Genomic DNA, 18,871 nt, shown 5'->3' on the forward strand with positions numbered 1-18,871 from the left:
CCTGGTGTCGTCAACTCCACGGCGTTGCCCGAGCACGTCCCGGTGCCCACCGGTCTGCAGCGTCATCATGGCCGACCGCAGCCGAGATGCAGAAGAACACCATGCGGCTGGCCTGGTATCCGATCGGACCGCCCAGCGGGTCACCCGACCGCCACTCGAGCACTGCACTCGTCCCCTCGCGCCGCACCGCCAACTGAACCACCAGGCCAGCACACCTCGAAGTCAATCGTGGGCGAGGCCGTTGACGCCAAGCTCAGGTGCCGCTGTCGCCGGAAGAGGTGGAGCGGGTGGGCAAGTTCCTCAAGGGGGCCGGGCTGCTCCAGCAGCCCGGCCCCCTTCCCCCGGTTTCCCCCGTTCCCCCGTTGTTCTCCTACGGGTCTAGCTCATGGAGTCCGAGGCGCAGCGGGACCCGCTGTCCCACGGGTACTTCTTGCCCAGGCAGACGTACACATGGACCGTCCCGCTGCCCGCCCCGTTGGACTCCCAGGAAATGGGCTCCCCACCGGAGGTGGAGGTGTCGTCCACTGCGAGTGGGCCGTAGCGGCCGTTCGCGTCCACGACATACGCGCGGGCCGCGGCACCGTCGGCCTGGTGGTCCTGTACGTAGTTGTAGTAGCCATCGTCGAAGTAGGCGTGTCCGCTGCCGGGCTTGCACACGGTCGCCCGCACGGTGCCGCCGGACATCCCCTGGGAGTTGGCCACGGTTGCGCGCACCGTCTCGCAGCGGACGGCGGCGTGGGCCTGGGCCGGCAGCGCGACGCCGAGGGCGAACAGAGCCGTGGTCACTCCGGTCAGCGAGGCCGTGGCCCGCCAGGTGCCTCTTGCCATCGTTCGAGTCCTTTTCATCGGTTTTCCTGGTGGTCGGTGGCAGTGCTGGTGTGGGGGTCGGTGCCAGTGGGTCAGGCGGCCCAGCTGCCGGTGGACTTCGCGTCCGAGCGGAACTCGAAGGCGAACAGGGCGCCGTCCCGCACGTTCCTCGCGATGACGTTCCACTCCCCGGCGCGGGCGAGGGTGTAGTTCGCCTGGCACTCCAGGCGGCCGTTGGTCTCGAAGCAGACCTTCACGTAGCGGTTCGTGTTGGGCTTGATGTTGATGTCGGCGCACGCGCTTGAGGTGCTGAACACATCGCCCGCCGGGAGCCAGTACGTTCCGGCCGGCTTGAGGTAGCTGTTCGCGCTGCCGTAGCAGGAAGCCGGCGCGATGTCGTGTGCCTGGGCCGCCGGAGCGAGGCCGAGGGCGCCGCCCGCGAGTACGGCCGATATCGCGGTCGCGGCGATGCGCTGACGCATGGGCATGAGGTATCTCCCTGGGATCGACGAGTCGGGTGGGTGGGTGGGTGCTCCGGCCGGTGCAGCACCGAGCCTGCTGGGGTGGGCCGGACAGGGACAAGAGCCGTCGCTGTCCCGGACAGCCCACTGACTGTCCGGCCTGGTCAGCGCCTTGTCCGGATCTTGTCCGGATCATGAGGACCGTGGCGGGAAACGGGATTGTGCGGCCGTTCGAGGAGGTCCGACGATGTGCGACATGGAGATCAGGGGGGACGCGGGCCCCCAACAGGCGTGTGATACTGCCGAGTTCATCGCCGCCATGCGGGAACTCAAGGAACGGGCGGGGCTGACGTACCGCCAGTTGGAGGAGCGTGCCGCCGAGCACGGCGAGGTGTTGCCGCGCAGCACCCTGGCCGATGTGCTGCGCGGCCGGACCCTGCCGCGTCCGGAACTGCTGGCCGCCTTCGTACAAGCCTGCGGGGACGGCGAGCGGGCGGCGCAGTGGCTGGCGGCCCGGGACGGCCTCGCCCGAGGGGAGGTCACCGGAGAGAGAGGCGCGGATCCGAGGCGGGGCGTCCGCCTCGGTGCGCGGGTGTTCGGGGTTCCCGTCCTGCCGGCGTCGGTGGTCCTGGTGGCGCTCCTGGCCGCCGCCGTCTGGGCTCTGGTCCCCTCCAGGGACGACGGCGGCTCGAAGGGCGCCGGGGGCGGGGGCCTCGCCGCGGCCGACGCGCGGTCCCTACTCAAGGGCCGTGTGCAGATCCGTCCGGCCCTGGCGAACGGCCTTTGTCTGACGGACGGTTACAGCAGCCGGTACAAGTCACTGGTCGCGGTGCAGCGGCCGTGCGACGAGGTCGCGCCCCAGGAGACGACGCTGGTTCCGCTCGGCGGGAACACCTTCCGGATCCGCTGGTACCACCCCGACCACGGCCCCGGCTGTCTGAAGGACCTGGCCGGGGGGCCGGGTTCCGGGCTGCTGGAGCCGTGGGACGACTGTAGGAAGACGACCCCGTTCCAGATCGCGCCGGCCGGGCCGGACGGAAGCCGACGGTACTCGCTGCGTATCGACGGCCGAGGCTGCGTGGCCATCAGTGACGCGGACACCTCCGAGGGAGCCGAGGCCGTGGTGGAGCCGTGCCGGCCGAAGGACAGCCAGGTCTTCGTCATCCGGTCGGCGCCGTGAGCTTGAGAGTTGACCTCGCCGTTCGAACACGACCCTCTGCCGTGCAGGCTGGGCGTTTTTACCCGACCGACCGCGCCCGCGACCTCCAGGCCGAGTGCCCCGGCTACACCGCCGGAAGTGGCCCTCGACGCCAGCGCCCATCCCCGGCCCCGGCTCTGCCGCGCCGCAGATCCCGGCCGCGGCGCCGGTCGCGCCGAACAGCAGGGACACACAGGACCTGGCGATCCTGCCCGAGTGGGCTCAGCAACTCATCAAGGACGCCCAGTAGTCCGCCCAGACCCACGAGTCGGATACGGACGTGGTGCGTCTCCGTGCAGCGCGGGCAGCGTCCGTTCACGTCACGGTCCTTCCCTCGATCGCGACCGTGCCAGGGGCGCCGGTCGTCTGGTGCCGTCGGGCAGGCGATCACCGGCAACGCCGCCGCGTGGTCGCCCGCGGCGAACGTGATCGCGGCGGGGCGCTGCCCCCAGAAGGGGCAGACGTCGATGAGGTGCTCGCCGTACTCGCTGTTGATGCGCAGCCACACCTCCGTGCTGGTGATGCTGGCGCGGTACTCAGTCACCTCCCACGGTTGGGTGGTGAACCCGCAGGTGTCGGCGCGGGCGATCACGGTGTCAGGGGCGTCGGCCGTGGACATGTGCAACGCGGTGCCGTCGTACACGAGCCGGATCCCGTCCCACTCAAGGTCTCCTCGCCGGGGGCCTGGCGCAGGAATGCGTGCACGTCCCGGATCAGCTGAGCCACGGCTTCGTCCTCTCCCTGAAGGCCACGTCGATCCGAGGGAAGTCAGGACCTCGATCGCCGGATGTACTCATGAGGGTCCCAGCCCGAACCGCCAGTACTTGGTGAGGCGCTCCCGCGTCAGCTCGGCGTCGGTCTCTTCGTTCCACACCGCTTCGAGCCACATCGGGACGGTGTCCAGTCGCTCGCAGAACCACGATGCTCGCGGGCTGATGGGTCAGGTAGCAGTGGCTCTCGTCCGCGAACTTCCCGCCTGGCCCGTACTTCCCGTACAGCTGCGCGAGGCGTTTACGGCTGGCTTCCGCGAAGGCCTCCAACTGCCGTGCGTGGCCCTCCTGCTGCTCGGCGCTGACGGATTTGAGGACGACTGCGAGGATCTCTTCTGACAGGTCGAGGTCGAAGCCCGTGTAGCCCGTCAGGGACACGAAGATCCGCTCGGCTGCCTCGAGTGCTTGTTGCACCTGCTCCTCCCCCACCTGGTCGACCGGGGTGGGCAGGGAGTTCGGTTCCGGCCTTGATGCGGCCGGCTGACTGTGAATGACTTCTCTGGCCCCATCGGAACGAATCCTGTGGCGCCTGCGGCCTGATTGGGAGGCAAGTGTTCGTCAGAAGTGGCCCCAGGGGCGGTCTCGCGGTGGGAGCATCGATGTGCTTCCGATAGGCAGGGGGCGGGATGGACGGCCGAGATCCAAGGTCGGGCTTTTCGCGGCGATCCGCCGGGATTCGCGTACGGAGAAGTTGTCGATCCATGAACTCTCCCGCCGCTACGGGGTCCACCGGCGGTTGATCCGTGAGGCTCTGACATCGCCGCGGCCCACTCCGCGCAAGCCGATGCCGCTCCGCGCATCGGTCCTGGACCCCTACCAGCATCTGGTCGACGCGATCCTGCGTGCCGACCTGGACGCTCCGCAAGCAGCGCCATACCGCCAAGCGGGTCTTCGACAGGCTTGTGGACGAGTACAGCATGGACGGCGTCTCCTACGGTCGGGTCCAGGACTACATCAGGCGGCGCAAGCCCGAGATCTGGGTCGAGGAGGGCCGCGGACCGACGAGTGTGTTCATCCCGCAGGCCCATCGGCCCGGCGAAGAGGCCGAGGTCGACTTCGGCGACGTCTACATCACCCTGAACGGCGGCCGCACCCTGTGCTATCTGTTCGTCTTCCGGCTCTCCTTCTCCGGAAAGGCCATCCACCGCGTCTTCGTCTCGCAAGCTCAGGAAGCCTCCTTCGAGGGCCACCTCCACGCTTTCCAGGTGCTGGGAGGGTTGCCGCGTGGAAATGGTCCGCTACGACAACCTCAGCTCTGCGGTTGCTCAGGGCCTCGGCTTCACCCGGGCGCCCGCGTGGAGACCGAGCGATGGACCGCGTTCCGCTCCTGGGCTGGCCTGGAGGTCTTCTACTGGCGGCCCGGCATCGACGGCGCCCACGAGAAGGGTGGCGTCGAGGGCGAGGTCGGACGATTCCGCCGCAACCACCTGGTCCCCGTCCCCGAAGTCGCCACCCTGGCCGAGCTCAACGCCCGGATCGACACATGGGACCAGCAGGACGACCAGCGCCGGATCGGCGAGCGCCCGCGCACCGTCGGCGAGTACTTCGCCATCGAGAAGCCCCTGCTGCAGCCGTTGCCCGAGGACCACTTCGAGACCGGGCGGCTGCTGACCCCACGGGTGGACCGCTATGCACTCATGTTGACTGAACTATGGGGACTATTTTCGCAGTTCAGAAGACATCTCAGGGCTCGTTGGTCTCCGGTCGTTGCCCGTGACGACAGACGAGGTGTCGCAGCGGGATCTCGCGTCCCTGGCGATTCCGGCCGTCGGCTCGCCCACAGGAACCGGAACACCGCAGCAGGTCCATCCCATGTGAGCGAACCGTTGCCGCGCTGCGGCCGGCCGCCTGCAAATCACGGAAGTACGCGCCCACCGACTCGACCGGAACCCCGTCGCGGTCAAGCAGGCGATACGGCACCCACGGATCGCCGGTCGATGCGAACCATCGCCAGCACCATCTGCGTGTCCGGCTGGACCGGCACCGTCCGGCCCCTCACCTCCTGCACCAACCCCCTCAAGGCACAGGGCATCATCGACTACGGGTACACCGACACCACCACGTCGGACTACGAGGAGGACCACCTCGTACCGCTGGAACTCGGCGGCGCGCCCCGCGGCCCGAGCAATCTGTGGCCCGAGCAATCTGTGGCCCGAACCGCACTACGGCACCAAGACCGCCTCCACCAAGGACGGCACCGAGACCGAACTCGGCCCGCCCCAGCAGGTGCTGCATGCCGTCCGGGGTGGACTCCCCGGCCCACTCGGCGATGGTCCAGCAGTTCTTGCGTGGCAGGTCCGACAGCAGTCCGAGCATCAACTGCCGTGCCCGGCGCCGGGTTCTACCCGCGCGAACCGTCCTGCGATCCGGCTCATCAGGCCGTCGAACCCCTCCTGCCAGCGGGCAGGGTCTACGCTGTGACCTGCGGCCACCGCATAATCTTCAGTCTTCACACACCGATGATCAACGGTGGCCGCACCCGTCTCCACAGCGCTTCAGGGTCGCGCAGCGTCCGCCTGCCGTCCTGTGTCAGGAGGACATGTGCAACGTGGCGAAGTCTGGTGGGTCGAGTTCGACGAGCGGCGGCCGGTCGTACTGCTGTCGGGAGACGACGCATCCGGGATCCGGGTGATGCAGGTCGTCGCTCCGGCGGGCGTCGACATCAGCGGTCTGGGCGTCGAAGTGGCAGTAGGCGCCATGGAAGGACTGCCCTTTGAAGGCGTTCTGCGGTTCGCGATCCCGCGTCCAGGCTTTACCCCTTGCACGTGGCTGACCACCGTGTCCCGGGACGACCTGATCGAGCGGGCGGGCGCCCTATCCTCCGCGAAGCTCAGCGAGGTTGAGGCCGCCCTCCGTCTCGGCGGACAGGCGAAGGAGCCGACCCCGGCGACGACCGCGAAGCTCAGCGAGATGAGGGACGCCCTCCGTCTCGGTGGACTCGGGTAGGCGGAGAAGGAACGGACACCCACTGGCGTGGTCGATCTCGTCCTTGATCGACACTGGCCACCTGTCTCCTCGGCGCCTCTCACCATCGAGATCACGATCTACGGCTGGAGTATTTGCCAGCTGTAGATCGTGATCAGGTGCCGTGAGACGCTGGCCTGCGTGATCGCCAAGCTGCAGTGCGTGGTGTTGGACTGTGCCGATGTCGTTGGGCTGTCCCGGTTCTACCAGTCGCTTCTCGGCGGCGTAGTGAACCAGCCGGATCCGCGGTGGTCCCTCGGGGAGGGCTGGGCCACACTCCACACCGACGGCGGGTTCGTGCTGGCCTTCCAGCGGGTGGACAACTATCAGCCGCCGCGGTGGCCGGACTCCGCGCACCCTCAGCAGTTCCACCTCGACCTGGAGGTCAAGGACCTGGAACAAGCTCAGGAAGACGTCCTCAAGCGGGGCGCCGCACTGCTCGACGCAGGTGATGGACAGCGGAGTTGGCGCATCTTCGCGGATCCGGCAGGACACCCGTTCTGTCTCGTCCGGCACTGAGAGGACGGCAGGGGTGCGGCCGCCGTTGATCATCGTTAATTGTGTGGACTGACGAAGAGACCGGTGGCCGGACGCGGCCCTTGCTGTGGCGTTCGAGCGCCTGACGCCCGTGTCCGCGTTTCCCGCGGTGCCGGGGCAGGGGTCTGTCAAACGAACGGTGTAACCGAAGGTGAGCGGGTTGCGGGAGTTAACATGCAGCCCGCGGACACTTTCGGTGGGGGCTGTGTGGTGGGTGATGCATTGCTGGCCGGGCGATACCAGCTCAAGCAGTTGGTCGGGCGCGGTGGGATGGGCGAGGTGTGGGAAGCGTTCGATGAGCGTCTGGGGCGCACCGTCGCCGTCAAGGTCGTCTCGCTTCTGGCGGGCGGGGGGAACGCGGCCGGTGAACTGCGGGCGCGTTTCCTGCGAGAGGCGCGGATCACCGCGGCGCTTCAACACCCGCGCATCGTGGCCGTGCACGATCTCGGTGAGGCGGTCACCGCGGAGGGCAGCGCGCCGTTCCTGGTGATGGAGTTCCTGCGGGGCCAGGGTCTTGAGACCGTCGTACGCCGTGGTCCGGTACCCGGCCAGGACGTCGCACGGTGGGGTGCGCAGATCTGCGACGCGCTGGCCGAAGCGCATGCCGGCGGCGTTCTGCACCGCGACATCAAGCCGGCGAACGTGTTCATCACGGCGAACGGCGGGGTGAAGGTACTGGACTTCGGGATCGCGCGCGCCGCGGACCCGGCGGGGGCCGGAGAGCTGCTGACCCGCACCGGAACGGTGGTGGGAACGGCCGCTTACATGGCGCCGGAGCAGGCCCGCGGCCGCCCTGAGGAGCGCAGCGACCTCTACGCGGTGGGGTGCCTGCTCTTCGAACTGCTCACCGGCAGCCTGCCGTTCAGCGCTCCGGACGCGCTGGGTTATCTGACCGCGCACCTCAACGACACGCCGCCGACCCCGAGCAGTGTCCTGCCCGGTCTGCCCGCCGCGTGGGACGAGCTCGTGCTGCGACTGCTGGAGAAGGAACCCGGCCGGCGGTACGCGTCGGCCGCGGAACTGGCCGCCGAGCTGCGTGGCCTGTACGGGAGCGCGGGGGCGGCGGTACCTGCGCGCCGCACGCCGACGGTCGTGGATGCGGGCGGATCGCCCGGCCGGCCGTCCCCGGATGCCACGACGGCATCGGTGACTGAGCCGCCCCGCCCGCCCGGGCTCACCCGGCGCAGCGCCCTGGGGTGGGGTGCGGGAGTCCTCGCGCTGGGCGCCGCCGGGACCGCAGCCGCCCTGTATCTCACCGAGGAACCCGACAAGGGCCCGGTTGCCTGGTCGCAGAACATCGGCGACGCGCAAAGACTCGACAGGAACCACCCGACGTCCGTCGTCAGCGGCGGCCGCTGGTACATCGCGAGCGGCGACGCCCCGGTCATGGTGCACGCCTTCGATGCCGCCCGGGGCGCCCGCTTGTGGAAGGCCACGCTGAGCGGGCAGAACTGGACCGCGGACGGCAGCCCGCAGTTCGCCGTGGTCGGGCACGCGGCCATCGTCAAGAGCAAGTTGAAGGAGGAGCAGAGCCCCTGGCTCGATGCCTTCGACACCGTCGGCGGCAGACGGCTGTGGCGCCACGAGCTCGACTCACAGAGCTGGGACGTGCACCAGCCCGGCAGCCTGGTCATCGTGGCCGGCGACGGCAGAGTGGCCGGTCTCGACCCGCGTAGTGGAAAGGACCGGTGGACGTTCCTCACGGACACGCCGGGAGGGGCGCTGTGCGTCGGGGACCTGGTGGTCAGCGGCGATACGGCGCTCTCGGCCCGGACCGGGAAGACCGCGTGGCAACAGTCAGGATTCAGCGCGAACGGCCGCCTGGCTCATGCGCTCGGAAAGTTCCTCCTCTTCTACGAGGTTGGCAAGAAGGCCGCCACCGATCTCGTATGCCGCTCGGCGCACACCGGGGACGTGGTGTGGCGCACGCCGTTCAACGCCGCGGAGGAACGCGCCGGTTCGGCGGAGCGCAGCTGGCAGGCAGTCATCTCGGGCACCACCATCTTCCTGCCGCTGGCGGCAGGGGACCGCCGCAGGCCCACGGCGGTGGACGCTGCCACCGGAAAGGTGAAGTGGACCTACGACGGGCCATACCGGCGGGCCTCCGACTACGGCGACGACGGCTCGGTCAAGCAGATCGAGGGTGTTCAGGGCGTGCTGGGGGTCGAGGGCGGATTCGTGGTGCCCACCGGCAAGGGCACGGTGTGCCTGAACGCGAACGACGGCCGGCAGCGCTGGCGCAGCCGCGACGAGGGCGCCGAACTCATCGGCAAACACGTGCTGTTCACCACGCCCCGCGAGCGGATGTTCACGCAGTGGCGACACACGCGGATCGTCGACGCCCGGACCGGCCGTGAGGTCTGGACGGGTGACTTCGATACGGGCCTGGCCACCCTTCCGCAGTCCACCGATGGCCGGGTCTTCATCGCGGACATGGATGGAAGACTGTGGGCCCTGCGGATCTGAACTGTGCACCCCTATGTGACTCTGCTGCGCACGGGGGGGGGAGGGCGGGTCAGTGATGATCGTTCCTGAGGTCGCTTCTTCTGTTGTGCGGCCCATGGAGGCGGTAGGACATGTCCATGCGGCCGGTGGGGTTGCCGGAGGTTCCGGAGCAGACCGTGATGGTGGCCGGGCGGCGTTCCCGAAGGGGAGCCTGGCGATCCGGGCGCCGATCACCTCGCGGAGGTCTTCGCTGATGAGCCGTTCGCGGAGGCGTTCGGTGTGCGAGGGGCGCCGGGACTGTCACCGGGGACGTTGTCGCGGGTGACGGTGTTGCAGTGTGCGGAGGACCTGACGGACCGGCAGGCCGCAGCGATGGCGGTGCGGGCGATCGACTGGAAATACGCGCTCGGGGTGGAACTGTCGGACATCGGCTTCGACGCCAGTGTGCTGTGCCGGTTGCGGGCACGGCTCGCGGACAACGGCATGGAACGGGTCGTCTTCGACCGGCTCCTGGAGCACTGCAAGGACGTCGGCCTGGTGGCGGCCGGGGGTAAGCAGCGAACCGACTCCACCCATGTGATCAGCGCGGTGCGGGACTTGAACCGGCCGGAGTTGGCCGGCGAGAGTGTGCGGGCGGCGAAGAATGGACGCGGCTGAAGCCGCATCTGCCGAAGTCGGGCAAGCGGGGCGGTCGTCGAGAGGGGCATCGCCGGATCATCAACAAGATCCTCTACCGGAACCGCACCGGAGTGCCGTGGCGGGATCTGCCTGCGCGTTTCGGCAAGTGGAAGACCGTGTACGAACGGCACCGACGGTGGTCGGCCGGCGGCACGTGGGCCCGGCTCTTCGCGGCTGTACCGGCCGACGCCGACGCTGAGGGCCGTATCGACTGGTTGATGGTGAGCGTGGACTCCACCTCCTGCCGAGCCCAGACGTCAGCCGGCGGTTCCGGCTCGTCGTCTCTTCGTGGTCTTTCCCGTACTGCACCCCACGTTTCCCGGATCCTTCTCGAATCACCGGACGCGGGCGTGAGCGTGACGTCCTCGCCCGCCGGCGCGATGGTCAGCAGCGGCGGGGAGGCCGCGGAACTCCCCGCGCAGGCCGCCGCGCATGTCTTCGTGGCTAAGCGCTGAGCCCAGCCGGGCGATGGCCCACGCCGTAAGGCCCTTACAGGCAAGAGGATGGTCCTCGACCACGATCATGGTCGAGGACCATCCTCTTGATTCAGCGGAACACGTGCACGAGCTTGCTCCGCACGTGACGGCTGGCCAGTTCTCCCAGGGCTGCCGGGACCTCGTCGAGGGCGAGAGCCTTCTGGACAGCAAAAGCACTCACACGCCGGACCCACTATCACTCGACGAACCGGTTGAAAAAACACCTGCTTAACCGGCGACTGGTCCACGCCGATCTGCTGGCACTGATCAATGCTGAGCGGCGGTTGGGTGGGCGAGAGCGTTCCGACCCGCTTCTTGCCGTAACCCTGGAACTGTCCCTGATGTGTCTCGGAGTCGCTATGGCGATGGGGGTCTCCGAGGTCTGGTACCGACTTGAATCCCTTCTCGTATGGACGCCCCGGAGTGCACCGGCGATACCAGCGGCTTAGCTTCGCAGTGCTATGCCGCGGGCCGTCCGACCGCGGCGCGTCCAGGCGGCGAAAGGAAATTCCATGGCAGTCGTGATGACCTTTTCCTGGCCCGAGATCACACCCGACGTGTACGACGCGGTGCGCCAGAGGGTGCGCTGGGAAGAAGACGCACCGGACGGGTGCGTGCTGCACGCCGCCTGGTTCGTCCATGGCGGCCTCAACGTGATGGACATCTGGGAGTCGGAGGACCACTTCAACCGGTTCATCGAGGCCAGGATCGCCCCCGTACTCAAGGGCGAACTGGGCGTGCAAAGCGACCCCGAGCCGAAGTTCTACCCCCTGCACCGGCGCTTCGTCGCCCCGGGGGTCAGCGGCGCCAGCTCCTGAGGTACGCCTTCCGCGCACCGGGCAGCGTCATCAATGCCTCGTCGGCCTTCGCCCCGCAGAACCGCACCAACGGCGCCAACGCCACTGCCACGGTCTTCGCAGACTCCGACTGCGAAGACGTCAAGGTGCGCTCGGTGATCTTCTCTGCATGACGCACGCCAGCCGCCCCGGTGCGAGCCTTGCGCTCTTGGCGCCGAGGCTTGGACTGACTCGTGGTAAGTCAGCGCAGCCCGAGCTGGATCGCGGCGAGGGGAGAGGATGCAGGCGGCCCGACCCCGTTGGCCATCGCGCTGGCTGCCACCGCCAGCGTGGGCGGCGGTGCGCAAGTCGTCGCGCAGTTCTGCGGTGGGCAGCCGACCTGCTGGCCGCTGCCGGACGGCTAGTGCTCTGACCGCGTCGGTTCGCCGGGTTGGTAGTCGCGGCGGTTGGATGTGCGGTGACGTCCGACCCGACCGCTGGAGGCGCGGTGGCCGAGCCCGTCCGTGTACGCAGACTGACCGACCAGGAGGGGCAGCGGCTGCAGCAGATCGTGCGCCGGGGCAGTACGAGTTCGGTGCGTTACCGCCGTGCGATGATGCTGCTGGCGGGAACCGGGTGCCGGTGATCGCCCAGCTGGTGCAGGCCGACGAGGACACCGTTCGGGATGTGATCCACCGGTTCAAAGAGATCGGCCTGACCTGCCTGGACCCTCGATGGGCCGGAGGCCGTCCCCGCCGCTCAGCCCTGACGACGAAGACTTCGTGATTCAGACGGCCATCACCCGACCGGTCAAGCTCGGCCAGCCCTTCACCCGTTGGTCACTGCGCAAACTGGCCTACCTGCGGAAAGTCCGCGGCCGGGTCATCCGCATCGGCCGCGAGGCGTTTACGCTGCCCGCTCGCCCGCCGCGGCATCACCTTCCAGCGCACCAGGACGTGGAAGGAGTCGCCGGACCCCTAGCGCGAGGCGAAGCCAGACCGGATCGAGGAAGTGGTGGACCGTTTCCCGGACCGGGTCTTCGCCTTCGACGAGTTCGGCCCGCTCGGGATCCGGTCCACCGCCGGCGTCGGCTGGGCCCGCCAGAAACACCCTGCCCGGGCGCCCGCCACCTTCCACCGCACCCACGGGGTGCGCTACTTCCACGGCTGCTACTCGATCGGTGACGACCGCTTGTGGGGCGTCTACCGCCGCAGGTAGGGCGCGGCGAACACACTGGCCGCGCTGAAGTCGATCCGCGCCGCTCGTCCCGACGGCGCACCGATCTACGTGATCATGGACAACCTATCCGCCCACAAGGGATGCGACATGCGCCGCTGGGCGAAGAAGAACAAGGTCGAGTTGTGCTTCACCCCGACCTACGCCTCGTGGGCCAAACCCCATCGCGGCGTACTTCGGGCCGCTGAGGCAGTTCACCATCGCCAACTCCCACCACCCCAACCACACGGTGCAGACCCGGGCCCTGCACGCCTACTTGCGTTGGCGCAACGCTAACGCCCGTAACGCCCGCCACCGCGACGTCCTGGCTGCCGCACGCAAGGAGCGCGCCCGCATCCGAAGCGAGAAAGGCATCCGCTGGGGCGGACGCCCGCTTCAGGCCGTGGCCTGACTACCCGGGATAGTCAGATGTCGCCCTTGACCAGGGCGTGCAAATGCTGGTCGTGCCACCCGTCTTCATGCAGCAGCGCGCTGCGCATCGTGCCTTCGACGGAGAAGCCGGCCTTGGCCGCTACTCGGCACGATGCCGGGTTGGCCATCGCGTGGCACAGCCGGAGCCGGTGCAGTCCAAGGTCGTCAAACGCCCACTGGCTGAGGCGCTTCGTGGCCTCGACCATGGCGCCGCGGCCGCGTCCTGCGGGCAGGATCCAGTACAGGATTTCGGCTCTGCCACCAGCGAGGTCGATGTCACCGCAGCCGATCAAGCCCACGGCCTGGCCGCCGTCGGGGCGGCCGATGGCCCATATCGCGCTCTGCTCGTTCTGCCAGCGCTCGTGCATGCGCTCGATACGCTTGCGTGCTTCCGCAGGCGAGGCCACGACCAGTCGGTTCCACTGGCGAATTGCCGGATCCTGGCCGGCAGTTACCAAGGTGTCGGCGTCGCTGGCGCGCCAGGGGCGCAGTTCCAGGCCGCTGGGGAGGGCGAGCACAGGTTGTTCCTGCTTGGCCATGTGGCCTGCAGAAACGACGGGCGGTATGGCTGAGGTGATCATCGAGGCATCGTGCCACAGCCCGACATTGGACAGAACTCGATATCCGTACCCGACCATCAACCCGGCGAACGTGTGCGGTCACGGCACTAGACGACGCACTGCTCTGGTCCAAGCACGCCGTGGACGCCGGCGACCCCGAGGCTCTGCGGTGGGCAGCCGACCTCATGGCGGCTGCCGGGCAGTTGGACGAAGCCCTGACCTGGTACGAGCGTGCCATCGACGCTGGCGACACGGAGCTCCTACAGTGGGTGGCCGACCTGCTTGCAGCTTCCGATCGGCTGGACGAGGCCCTGACCTGGGCGGAGCGCGCCGTGGACGCTGGTGACACCGAGGCCCTGCGGTGGGCGGCCGAACGCCTGGCAGAGGCTGACCGGCTGGACGAAGCCCTGGCATGGGTCGAGTACGCCGCTGATGCAGGCGATGCTGAGGCACTGCGGTGGGCGGCCCACTGGCTGGCAGGCGCCGGACACATGGATGAGGCAGAGCAGCTACGACGCTACGGCTGGGAGCCCGACAGATCCATCGCCCACACATGGAAGCCGCCGATATCTGCGTTGAGCAAACCGGGACACCACCAGTAGTCACATCGGCCTGGCCCAACCTCGCGCGGAACGACCGGGTGCCACCGGGCCAGCCCTCTGTTTATACAGCCGTGCCAGATCTCGGCGGATGAGGTGAGCCGGTCAGCCCGTGAACGACATGCTGCTGAAGGCTAGGCCACGGACAGCTCGATAGCGCATAACCGAAGTTATGGACAGAGTTCGTGAGGGTCCGCTGTCCGCACGCCGAGCAGCTACGAAGTGCTACGCCTTGAACGACGCACGCAGTCGATCCAGCAGACGGCGGGCTTCGCTCAGGTGATCGATGTACACCTTGGCCAGGCCGGAGTCGAGGCGCGTATAGAGGCCTACCGACTCTTCGGCCGACATGAGCGCCTCACGACGGCGCCCCACCCAACCGGGCCCCGAAATTCATCAGCGCCAAGGCGAGACCGGGGGCATGGGAGTCAGGGTCGACCTCGACCAATCCCCGGTAGAGGGCCACCGTCTCCTGAGCCACCGGGACCGCCTCACGACGGCGCCCCGCCCTACCCAGTAGGACCCCCCAAAATTCATCACGCTAAGGCGTGACTGGGGGTATGGGAGTCGGCGTCGGCGCCAGCCGCGACCCGTCCTCGGGAAAGGAGCACCGCCTCCTGAGCCACCGTAACCACCTCACGACGCCGCATCCGCCAGCTGACCCTCGACAACGACGTCCTGCGCAGCGGCGCCGCCGTTCTTCTACTGCCTACCCGCAGCACGCCCGCGCCGTCCTGAATCCGACACCGCCCCCGGAGGCGTCGGGCGTGCGAAAGGACGCTGGGCGTGGCGCGCAGTCAACTACCGATGATCAACTGTTCATCAAGCCGTGCGTGCCGGCGGCATCCCGGCTCCCGCCCTTGTCGCGTCGGTGCCCCAGCTGGCCAGCAGTCGTAGTGCCTCCGCCGACGGGGAACCGGGGTCGGCGTGGTACGTCGCCAGCGTCTGTTCGTGGTCGTCGGCCAGGTGGAATGACTCGGGGTGGAGGTCGAGTTCGCCGACGAGCGGGTGGTGCAGGCGCTGGATGCCGTGGCACTTGTCCTTGACGTCGTGGGTGGCCCACATCCGCCGGAACTCCTCGCTCTTCACGGAGAGTTCGCCCACCAGCGCGGACAGCCGGGGGTCGTCCGGATGGGAGCCGGCGTCCATGCGCAGCTGAGCGACGACGTTGTTCGCTTTGTGCTCCCAGTCCACGAACAGGTCGCGGTACTCGGGCCTCAGGAACACCAGCCGTGCCCAGTTCCGCTCGTGCGCCGGCAGCTCGGCCCAGTCGCCGAAGACCGCCGCGGCCATCCGGTTCCAGGCGAGGATGTCCGAGCGCCGCCCCACGAGGAGCGCCGGGACGCCGTCCATGGTGTCCAGCAGCGTCCGCAGGGGGCCCCGCACCTGCTGGGCGCGGACGGCCGGTTTCTTCTTCTGTTTCGGCTTCGCCAGGTGCGTGAGGTGCGCGTGCTCGGCGTCGCTCAGCCTGAGCGCGCGGGCGATGGCGTCGAGGACCTCCGCCGACACATGCCGCCCGTTGCCCTGTTCCAGCCGCGTGTAGTACGCCACGGACACCCCGGCCAGCTGCGCCAGCTCCTCGCGGCGCAGCCCCGGCACCCGCCGGTACCGTCCGAAGTCCCGCAGCCCCACGTCCTCCGGCTTCAGCCGGGCCCGCCGGGTGCGCAGGAACTCGCTGAGCTCGGCACGCGGGTCCAGAGAGTTGGCGGCGGGCTCGTGCACCGGTTCGGGGTATTCGTCCATGCCTCGAGTATCCACGGTCGCACGCACACCAGCCTGACCCAGCCAGTGGTAGGCATCGCCGGCATACGCAAAGCCGTGACCTGGGTGAATACCGGACCGCCCAGCACGCTGGAGACCGTGCCCGGCTGGAAGGCAGCCGGGGCGTGGCTTGCATCAAGAACGGAGCACATCCCATGACCGCAACACAGGGGACCGAGTCGAGGACGCGCCAGAGCGAAACGGCCGCGGAGGTGGTCGGCCGCCTTCGTGCGACGTTCAACACCGGTGTCACCCGCGGACTGGACTGGCGCGTCAACCAGCTGCAGCGGCTGCGGGCACTGCTGGTCGAAAACGAGCAGGAGCTGATCGAAGCGCTCTGGGCGGATCTGAGGAAGAACCCCGCCGAGGCGAAGACGCAGGAGATCGACTTCACCGTCGCCGACATCGACGAGACGCTGGCGAATCTCGAGAGCTGGCTTCAGCCTCGCCCGGTGGAGGTTCCCGCCCACTTCGGTCCCACAACAACGGCCTACACCACGTATGACCCGCTCGGGGTCGTCCTGGTGATCGCTCCCTGGAACTTCCCGCTGCACCTTCTCATCGACCCCATCATCGGCGCACTGGCCGCCGGGAACACCGTGGTGGCCAAGCCGAGCGAGATCTCGGTGCACACCTCGGCAGTCGCCTCACGCCTCCTGCGCGAGTACTTCGACCCTGACGTGCTCACCGTCGTCGAGGGGGGAGCCGAGGAGACCACGGCCCTCCTGGCACAGCGTTTCGACCACATCTTCTACACCGGCAATGGCACCGTCGGCCGGATCGTCATGGCCGCAGCAGCCACGAACCTCACCCCCGTCACGCTCGAACTCGGGGGCAAGTCACCGGTCTTCGTGGCACCCGACGCCGACGTCGACGAGACCGCGAAGCGGCTGGTCGGCGCCAAGTTCGGCAACGCGGGGCAGCAGTGCATAGCCCCGGACTATGTTCTGGCCGACCCTGCCACCGCCGCCGCACTGGTTCCCGCCCTCCGCACGGCGGTCGAAGCTCAGTTCGGCTCCACTCCGCAGACCGCAGCCGGCTTCGGCCGGATCATCAACGAGCGGCATTTCGACCGGCTCACGCGTCTGCTGGACTCCGGCCGGGCGGCGGTGGGAGGCCAGCACGACCGTGACGACCTGTTCATCGCACCGACGGTGCTCACCGATGCCGACCCCGCATCGCCGGTCATGCAGGAGGAGATCTTCGGTCCGATCCTCGCCGTCGTGGAAGTCGAAGACCTCGATGCCGCCATCGCCTTCATCAACGAACGCGACAAGCCCCTCGCGCTCTACGCCTTCACCACGTCCGAGGCCATCAAGTCGCGCCTCGTGAATGAGACTTCCTCCGGCGGCGTCGCCTGGGGCCAGCCGGTGATGCAACTGCTTATGCCCGGCCTGCCTTTTGGTGGCGTGGGCGAAAGCGGCATGGGCCGGTACCACGGCCGGTATTCCCTCGAGACGTTCAGCCACCTCAAGGGTGTCGCGGACGTCCCGCTCAGCTAGCCTCGCGCTTTCGTGAAGCAGGCTGTCCGATGGGCGATCGCCGGCGGAAGTGCCTCAGGCCGGTGAGAATGAGGATCGCTGAGATCACTGTTCCCGCGACCGCCGGAAGCGCGTTCCAGGTGAAGCCGTGTATCGGTCCTCTTCGCGGGGACGCGTCGAGGGAGTCGGTCGCGGCGCGGCCTGCAGACACCGATCCGTACCGATTCCGGCGGCGGCACCCGTGACTTCGTCACCTGGCTGGCTGCGGATCGTGCGCACGGAGCGAAGGCTCGTGCTCCGACGGGCAGTTGCGCTTGACCGGCGTCGACGCCGACGCCGACGGCATGCGGCTCTCACCGCGTTCGCCGCCAACACCACCCGCACCCCGATCGCGGTCCTGGAACCGCGTCACCGTCAGCGTGCCCGTGCCTGCCTGAGGACCGCATCCGCGCCTCCGCCGGGGCAGCGTGGACCCCCTGTGTCGCAGACATTCATCCCGTTTTTCTCTCTATTACAGAAAGAAACCCATGTCTATCAACATTTCAGAAGTTTCGCCTGCCCCGTCACTTTTCTCCCCCGTCTCTCTCGGGAAGATCGAGCTCGCCAACCGCGTCGTCATGGCACCGATGACCCGGGTCCGGGCCGGTTCCTCCGGCATTCCCGGGGATCTGATGGTCGAGTACTACCGGCAGCGGGCGAGCGTCGGCCTGATCATCACCGAGGGCACCTACCCCGACCACGCGTCGCAGGGGTATGTCGGTGAGCCGGGCATCGCCACCGACGAGCAGGCGGCCGGCTGGCAGCGGGTGTTCGAGGCGGTGCACGCCGAGGGCGGCCGCATCGTCCTGCAGATCATGCACGCCGGCCGCGGCACCCACCCCGACATCAACGGCGGCCGCCGCATCCTCGCCCCCAGCGCGATCGCCATCGACAACAAGACGTTCACCGAGAAGGGCGAGCAGCCCTACCCCGTACCGGAAGCGATGACCACCGCAGAGATCCGTGCGGCCCTGGAGGACTTCGTCACCGCGGCCCGCCGGGCGATGGAGGCGGGAGCGGACGGCGTGGAAATCCACGGCGCCAACGGCTACCTGCTCCAGGAGTTCCTCTCCCCGGCGGCCAACCAGCGCACCGATGGATACGGCGGCTCGCCGCAGAACCGCGCCCGCTTCGTCGTCGAGGTCGTCACGGCGGTCGCCCAGGCCGTCGGTGCCGAGCGGGTCGGGCTGCGGATCTCGCCGGAGGTCGACCTCGGGGACGTCTTCGAGACCGACCGGGACGACGTCCTGGCCACCTACGGCACCCTGCTCGACCAACTGCGCCCGCTGGGCCTGGCCTACCTCTCCGTACTGCACACCGAGCCGGGCGGCGACCTGGTACAGGAGCTGCGGCGGCGCTTCGACGGCAAGCTGATCGTCAACAACGGCCCCTTCGGGGGGCAGACCACCCGCGAGCAGGCGCTCCAGCAGATCGAGGCCGACCACGCCGACGCCGTGGCCGTGGGCCGGCCCCTCATCGCCAACCCCGACCTGGTCGAGCGCTGGCAGGGTGGCCACCCGGAGAACGAGCCGCGGCCGGAACTGTTCTACGGGCCGGGCGCCGAGGGCTACACCGACTACCCCTTCCTCGAAGGGGCTTGAGGCCCACGGTCACGCCTGTCCATGCGGCAGCCCCACTCACCCATGGACAGGCGCCCGACCGGCGACACTGT

Annotated in this window: 17 protein-coding genes and 3 pseudogenes; 12 read left to right on the top strand and 8 right to left on the bottom strand. The window is 68.6% G+C overall.

Annotated elements, in window-relative coordinates; translation table 11 throughout:
• Positions 1 to 378: 378 nt before the first annotated feature.
• Both QF027_RS00985 and QF027_RS00990 read right to left on the bottom strand, forming a co-directional pair.
• The gene (locus QF027_RS00985) at positions 379 to 828 is read right to left on the bottom strand and encodes a hypothetical protein (protein WP_306986914.1); all 450 of its coding nucleotides are present in this window, start codon (positions 826 to 828) and stop codon (positions 379 to 381) included.
• A 71-nt stretch (positions 829 to 899) separates the two neighbouring features.
• Positions 900 to 1,295 carry a hypothetical protein gene (locus QF027_RS00990; RefSeq protein WP_307072123.1) on the bottom strand — a complete coding sequence of 132 codons (396 nt, stop codon included), beginning with the start codon at positions 1,293 to 1,295 and terminating at the stop codon, positions 900 to 902.
• Positions 1,296 to 1,524: 229 nt separating this feature from the next.
• Between QF027_RS00990 and QF027_RS00995 the strand changes: the two genes are divergently transcribed.
• Positions 1,525 to 2,448: a helix-turn-helix domain-containing protein gene (locus QF027_RS00995; protein WP_307072124.1), complete on the top strand. Its 924-nt coding sequence runs from the start codon at positions 1,525 to 1,527 to the stop codon at positions 2,446 to 2,448.
• 103 nt (positions 2,449 to 2,551) lie between these two features.
• On the opposite strand, the gene QF027_RS01000 is transcribed toward QF027_RS00995, so the two are convergent.
• Positions 2,552 to 3,109 (bottom strand): hypothetical protein, encoded by a 558-nt coding sequence (locus tag QF027_RS01000; protein ID WP_307072125.1) that lies wholly within the window; start codon positions 3,107 to 3,109, stop codon positions 2,552 to 2,554.
• A 292-nt stretch (positions 3,110 to 3,401) separates the two neighbouring features.
• On the opposite strand from QF027_RS01000, the gene QF027_RS01005 reads away from it, so the two are divergent.
• Positions 3,402 to 3,575 carry a hypothetical protein gene (locus QF027_RS01005; protein WP_307072126.1) on the top strand — a complete coding sequence of 58 codons (174 nt, stop codon included), beginning with the start codon at positions 3,402 to 3,404 and terminating at the stop codon, positions 3,573 to 3,575.
• A 926-nt stretch (positions 3,576 to 4,501) separates the two neighbouring features.
• Here the strand turns inward: QF027_RS01005 and QF027_RS01010 are convergent.
• Together QF027_RS01010 and QF027_RS01015 are read right to left on the bottom strand one after the other, a co-directional pair.
• Positions 4,502 to 4,825 (bottom strand): hypothetical protein, encoded by a 324-nt coding sequence (locus QF027_RS01010; RefSeq protein WP_307072127.1) that lies wholly within the window; start codon positions 4,823 to 4,825, stop codon positions 4,502 to 4,504.
• 601 nt (positions 4,826 to 5,426) lie between these two features.
• Positions 5,427 to 5,611: pseudogene (locus QF027_RS01015) on the bottom strand (IS701 family transposase); the annotation flags it as partial.
• 166 nt (positions 5,612 to 5,777) lie between these two features.
• Here QF027_RS01015 and QF027_RS01020 point away from each other — a divergent pair.
• From QF027_RS01020 to QF027_RS01055, 7 genes and pseudogenes are all read left to right on the top strand, one after another.
• Positions 5,778 to 6,182, top strand: a complete 405-nt coding sequence (locus QF027_RS01020; protein ID WP_306986922.1) for a type II toxin-antitoxin system PemK/MazF family toxin — start codon at positions 5,778 to 5,780, stop codon at positions 6,180 to 6,182.
• A 159-nt stretch (positions 6,183 to 6,341) separates the two neighbouring features.
• Complete coding sequence (locus QF027_RS01025; protein ID WP_306986923.1) at positions 6,342 to 6,719, top strand: VOC family protein; 378 nt, start codon at positions 6,342 to 6,344, stop codon at positions 6,717 to 6,719.
• Positions 6,720 to 6,947: 228 nt separating this feature from the next.
• A complete protein-coding gene (locus QF027_RS01030; protein WP_307072128.1) occupies positions 6,948 to 9,203 on the top strand; it encodes a protein kinase domain-containing protein in 2,256 nt (751 codons plus the stop codon).
• A gap of 300 nt (positions 9,204 to 9,503) precedes the next feature.
• On the top strand, positions 9,504 to 9,839 hold the full coding sequence (locus QF027_RS01035; RefSeq protein ID WP_307072129.1) for a transposase: 336 nt from the start codon (positions 9,504 to 9,506) through the stop codon (positions 9,837 to 9,839).
• Positions 9,836 to 10,174 (top strand): annotated as a pseudogene (locus QF027_RS01040) (transposase); the annotation flags it as partial. The gene QF027_RS01035 and the pseudogene QF027_RS01040, both read left to right, overlap by 4 nt.
• Positions 10,175 to 10,848: 674 nt before the next feature.
• A complete protein-coding gene (locus QF027_RS01050) occupies positions 10,849 to 11,154 on the top strand; it encodes a hypothetical protein (protein WP_307072130.1) in 306 nt (101 codons plus the stop codon).
• 466 nt (positions 11,155 to 11,620) lie between these two features.
• A pseudogene (locus QF027_RS01055) lies at positions 11,621 to 12,739 on the top strand (IS630 family transposase).
• Between the two features lie 13 nt (positions 12,740 to 12,752).
• Here QF027_RS01055 and QF027_RS01060 read toward each other — a convergent pair.
• The gene (locus QF027_RS01060) at positions 12,753 to 13,340 is read right to left on the bottom strand and encodes a GNAT family N-acetyltransferase (RefSeq protein WP_307072131.1); all 588 of its coding nucleotides are present in this window, start codon (positions 13,338 to 13,340) and stop codon (positions 12,753 to 12,755) included.
• Between the two features lie 119 nt (positions 13,341 to 13,459).
• On the opposite strand from QF027_RS01060, the gene QF027_RS01065 reads away from it, so the two are divergent.
• Positions 13,460 to 13,921 (top strand): hypothetical protein, encoded by a 462-nt coding sequence (locus QF027_RS01065; RefSeq protein ID WP_306986929.1) that lies wholly within the window; start codon positions 13,460 to 13,462, stop codon positions 13,919 to 13,921.
• 222 nt (positions 13,922 to 14,143) lie between these two features.
• On the opposite strand, the gene QF027_RS01070 is transcribed toward QF027_RS01065, so the two are convergent.
• Positions 14,144 to 14,269, bottom strand: a complete 126-nt coding sequence (locus QF027_RS01070) for a hypothetical protein (RefSeq protein WP_306986930.1) — start codon at positions 14,267 to 14,269, stop codon at positions 14,144 to 14,146.
• A 471-nt stretch (positions 14,270 to 14,740) separates the two neighbouring features.
• On the bottom strand, positions 14,741 to 15,661 hold the full coding sequence (locus QF027_RS01075; RefSeq protein ID WP_306986931.1) for a helix-turn-helix domain-containing protein: 921 nt from the start codon (positions 15,659 to 15,661) through the stop codon (positions 14,741 to 14,743).
• Between the two features lie 173 nt (positions 15,662 to 15,834).
• Between QF027_RS01075 and QF027_RS01080 the strand changes: the two genes are divergently transcribed.
• Together QF027_RS01080 and QF027_RS01090 are read left to right on the top strand one after the other, a co-directional pair.
• On the top strand, positions 15,835 to 17,181 hold the full coding sequence (locus tag QF027_RS01080; RefSeq protein ID WP_306986933.1) for an aldehyde dehydrogenase family protein: 1,347 nt from the start codon (positions 15,835 to 15,837) through the stop codon (positions 17,179 to 17,181).
• Positions 17,182 to 17,687: 506 nt separating this feature from the next.
• Entirely contained in the window at positions 17,688 to 18,800 is a 1,113-nt protein-coding gene (locus QF027_RS01090; protein WP_307072132.1) for an alkene reductase, read from the top strand.
• Positions 18,801 to 18,871 lie beyond the last annotated feature (71 nt).

The organism is Streptomyces canus (assembly GCF_030816965.1).
Classification (GTDB): domain Bacteria; phylum Actinomycetota; class Actinomycetes; order Streptomycetales; family Streptomycetaceae; genus Streptomyces; species Streptomyces canus_E.

What these genes read in the sequence shown, in the direction of transcription:
- QF027_RS01060 (WP_307072131.1), bottom strand. Translation starts at nt 13,340, where the DNA reads ATGATCACCTCAGCCATACCGCCCGTCGTTTCTGCAGGCCACATGGCC.
- QF027_RS01070 (WP_306986930.1), bottom strand. Translation starts at nt 14,269, where the DNA reads ATGTCGGCCGAAGAGTCGGTAGGCCTCTATACGCGCCTCGACTCCGGC.
- QF027_RS00990 (WP_307072123.1), bottom strand. Translation starts at nt 1,295, where the DNA reads ATGCCCATGCGTCAGCGCATCGCCGCGACCGCGATATCGGCCGTACTC.
- QF027_RS01075 (WP_306986931.1), bottom strand. Translation starts at nt 15,661, where the DNA reads ATGGACGAATACCCCGAACCGGTGCACGAGCCCGCCGCCAACTCTCTG.
- QF027_RS00985 (WP_306986914.1), bottom strand. Translation starts at nt 828, where the DNA reads ATGGCAAGAGGCACCTGGCGGGCCACGGCCTCGCTGACCGGAGTGACC.
- QF027_RS01050 (WP_307072130.1), top strand. Translation starts at nt 10,849, where the DNA reads ATGGCAGTCGTGATGACCTTTTCCTGGCCCGAGATCACACCCGACGTG.
- QF027_RS00995 (WP_307072124.1), top strand. Translation starts at nt 1,525, where the DNA reads ATGGAGATCAGGGGGGACGCGGGCCCCCAACAGGCGTGTGATACTGCC.
- QF027_RS01005 (WP_307072126.1), top strand. Translation starts at nt 3,402, where the DNA reads ATGGGTCAGGTAGCAGTGGCTCTCGTCCGCGAACTTCCCGCCTGGCCC.
- QF027_RS01080 (WP_306986933.1), top strand. Translation starts at nt 15,835, where the DNA reads ATGACCGCAACACAGGGGACCGAGTCGAGGACGCGCCAGAGCGAAACG.
- QF027_RS01090 (WP_307072132.1), top strand. Translation starts at nt 17,688, where the DNA reads ATGTCTATCAACATTTCAGAAGTTTCGCCTGCCCCGTCACTTTTCTCC.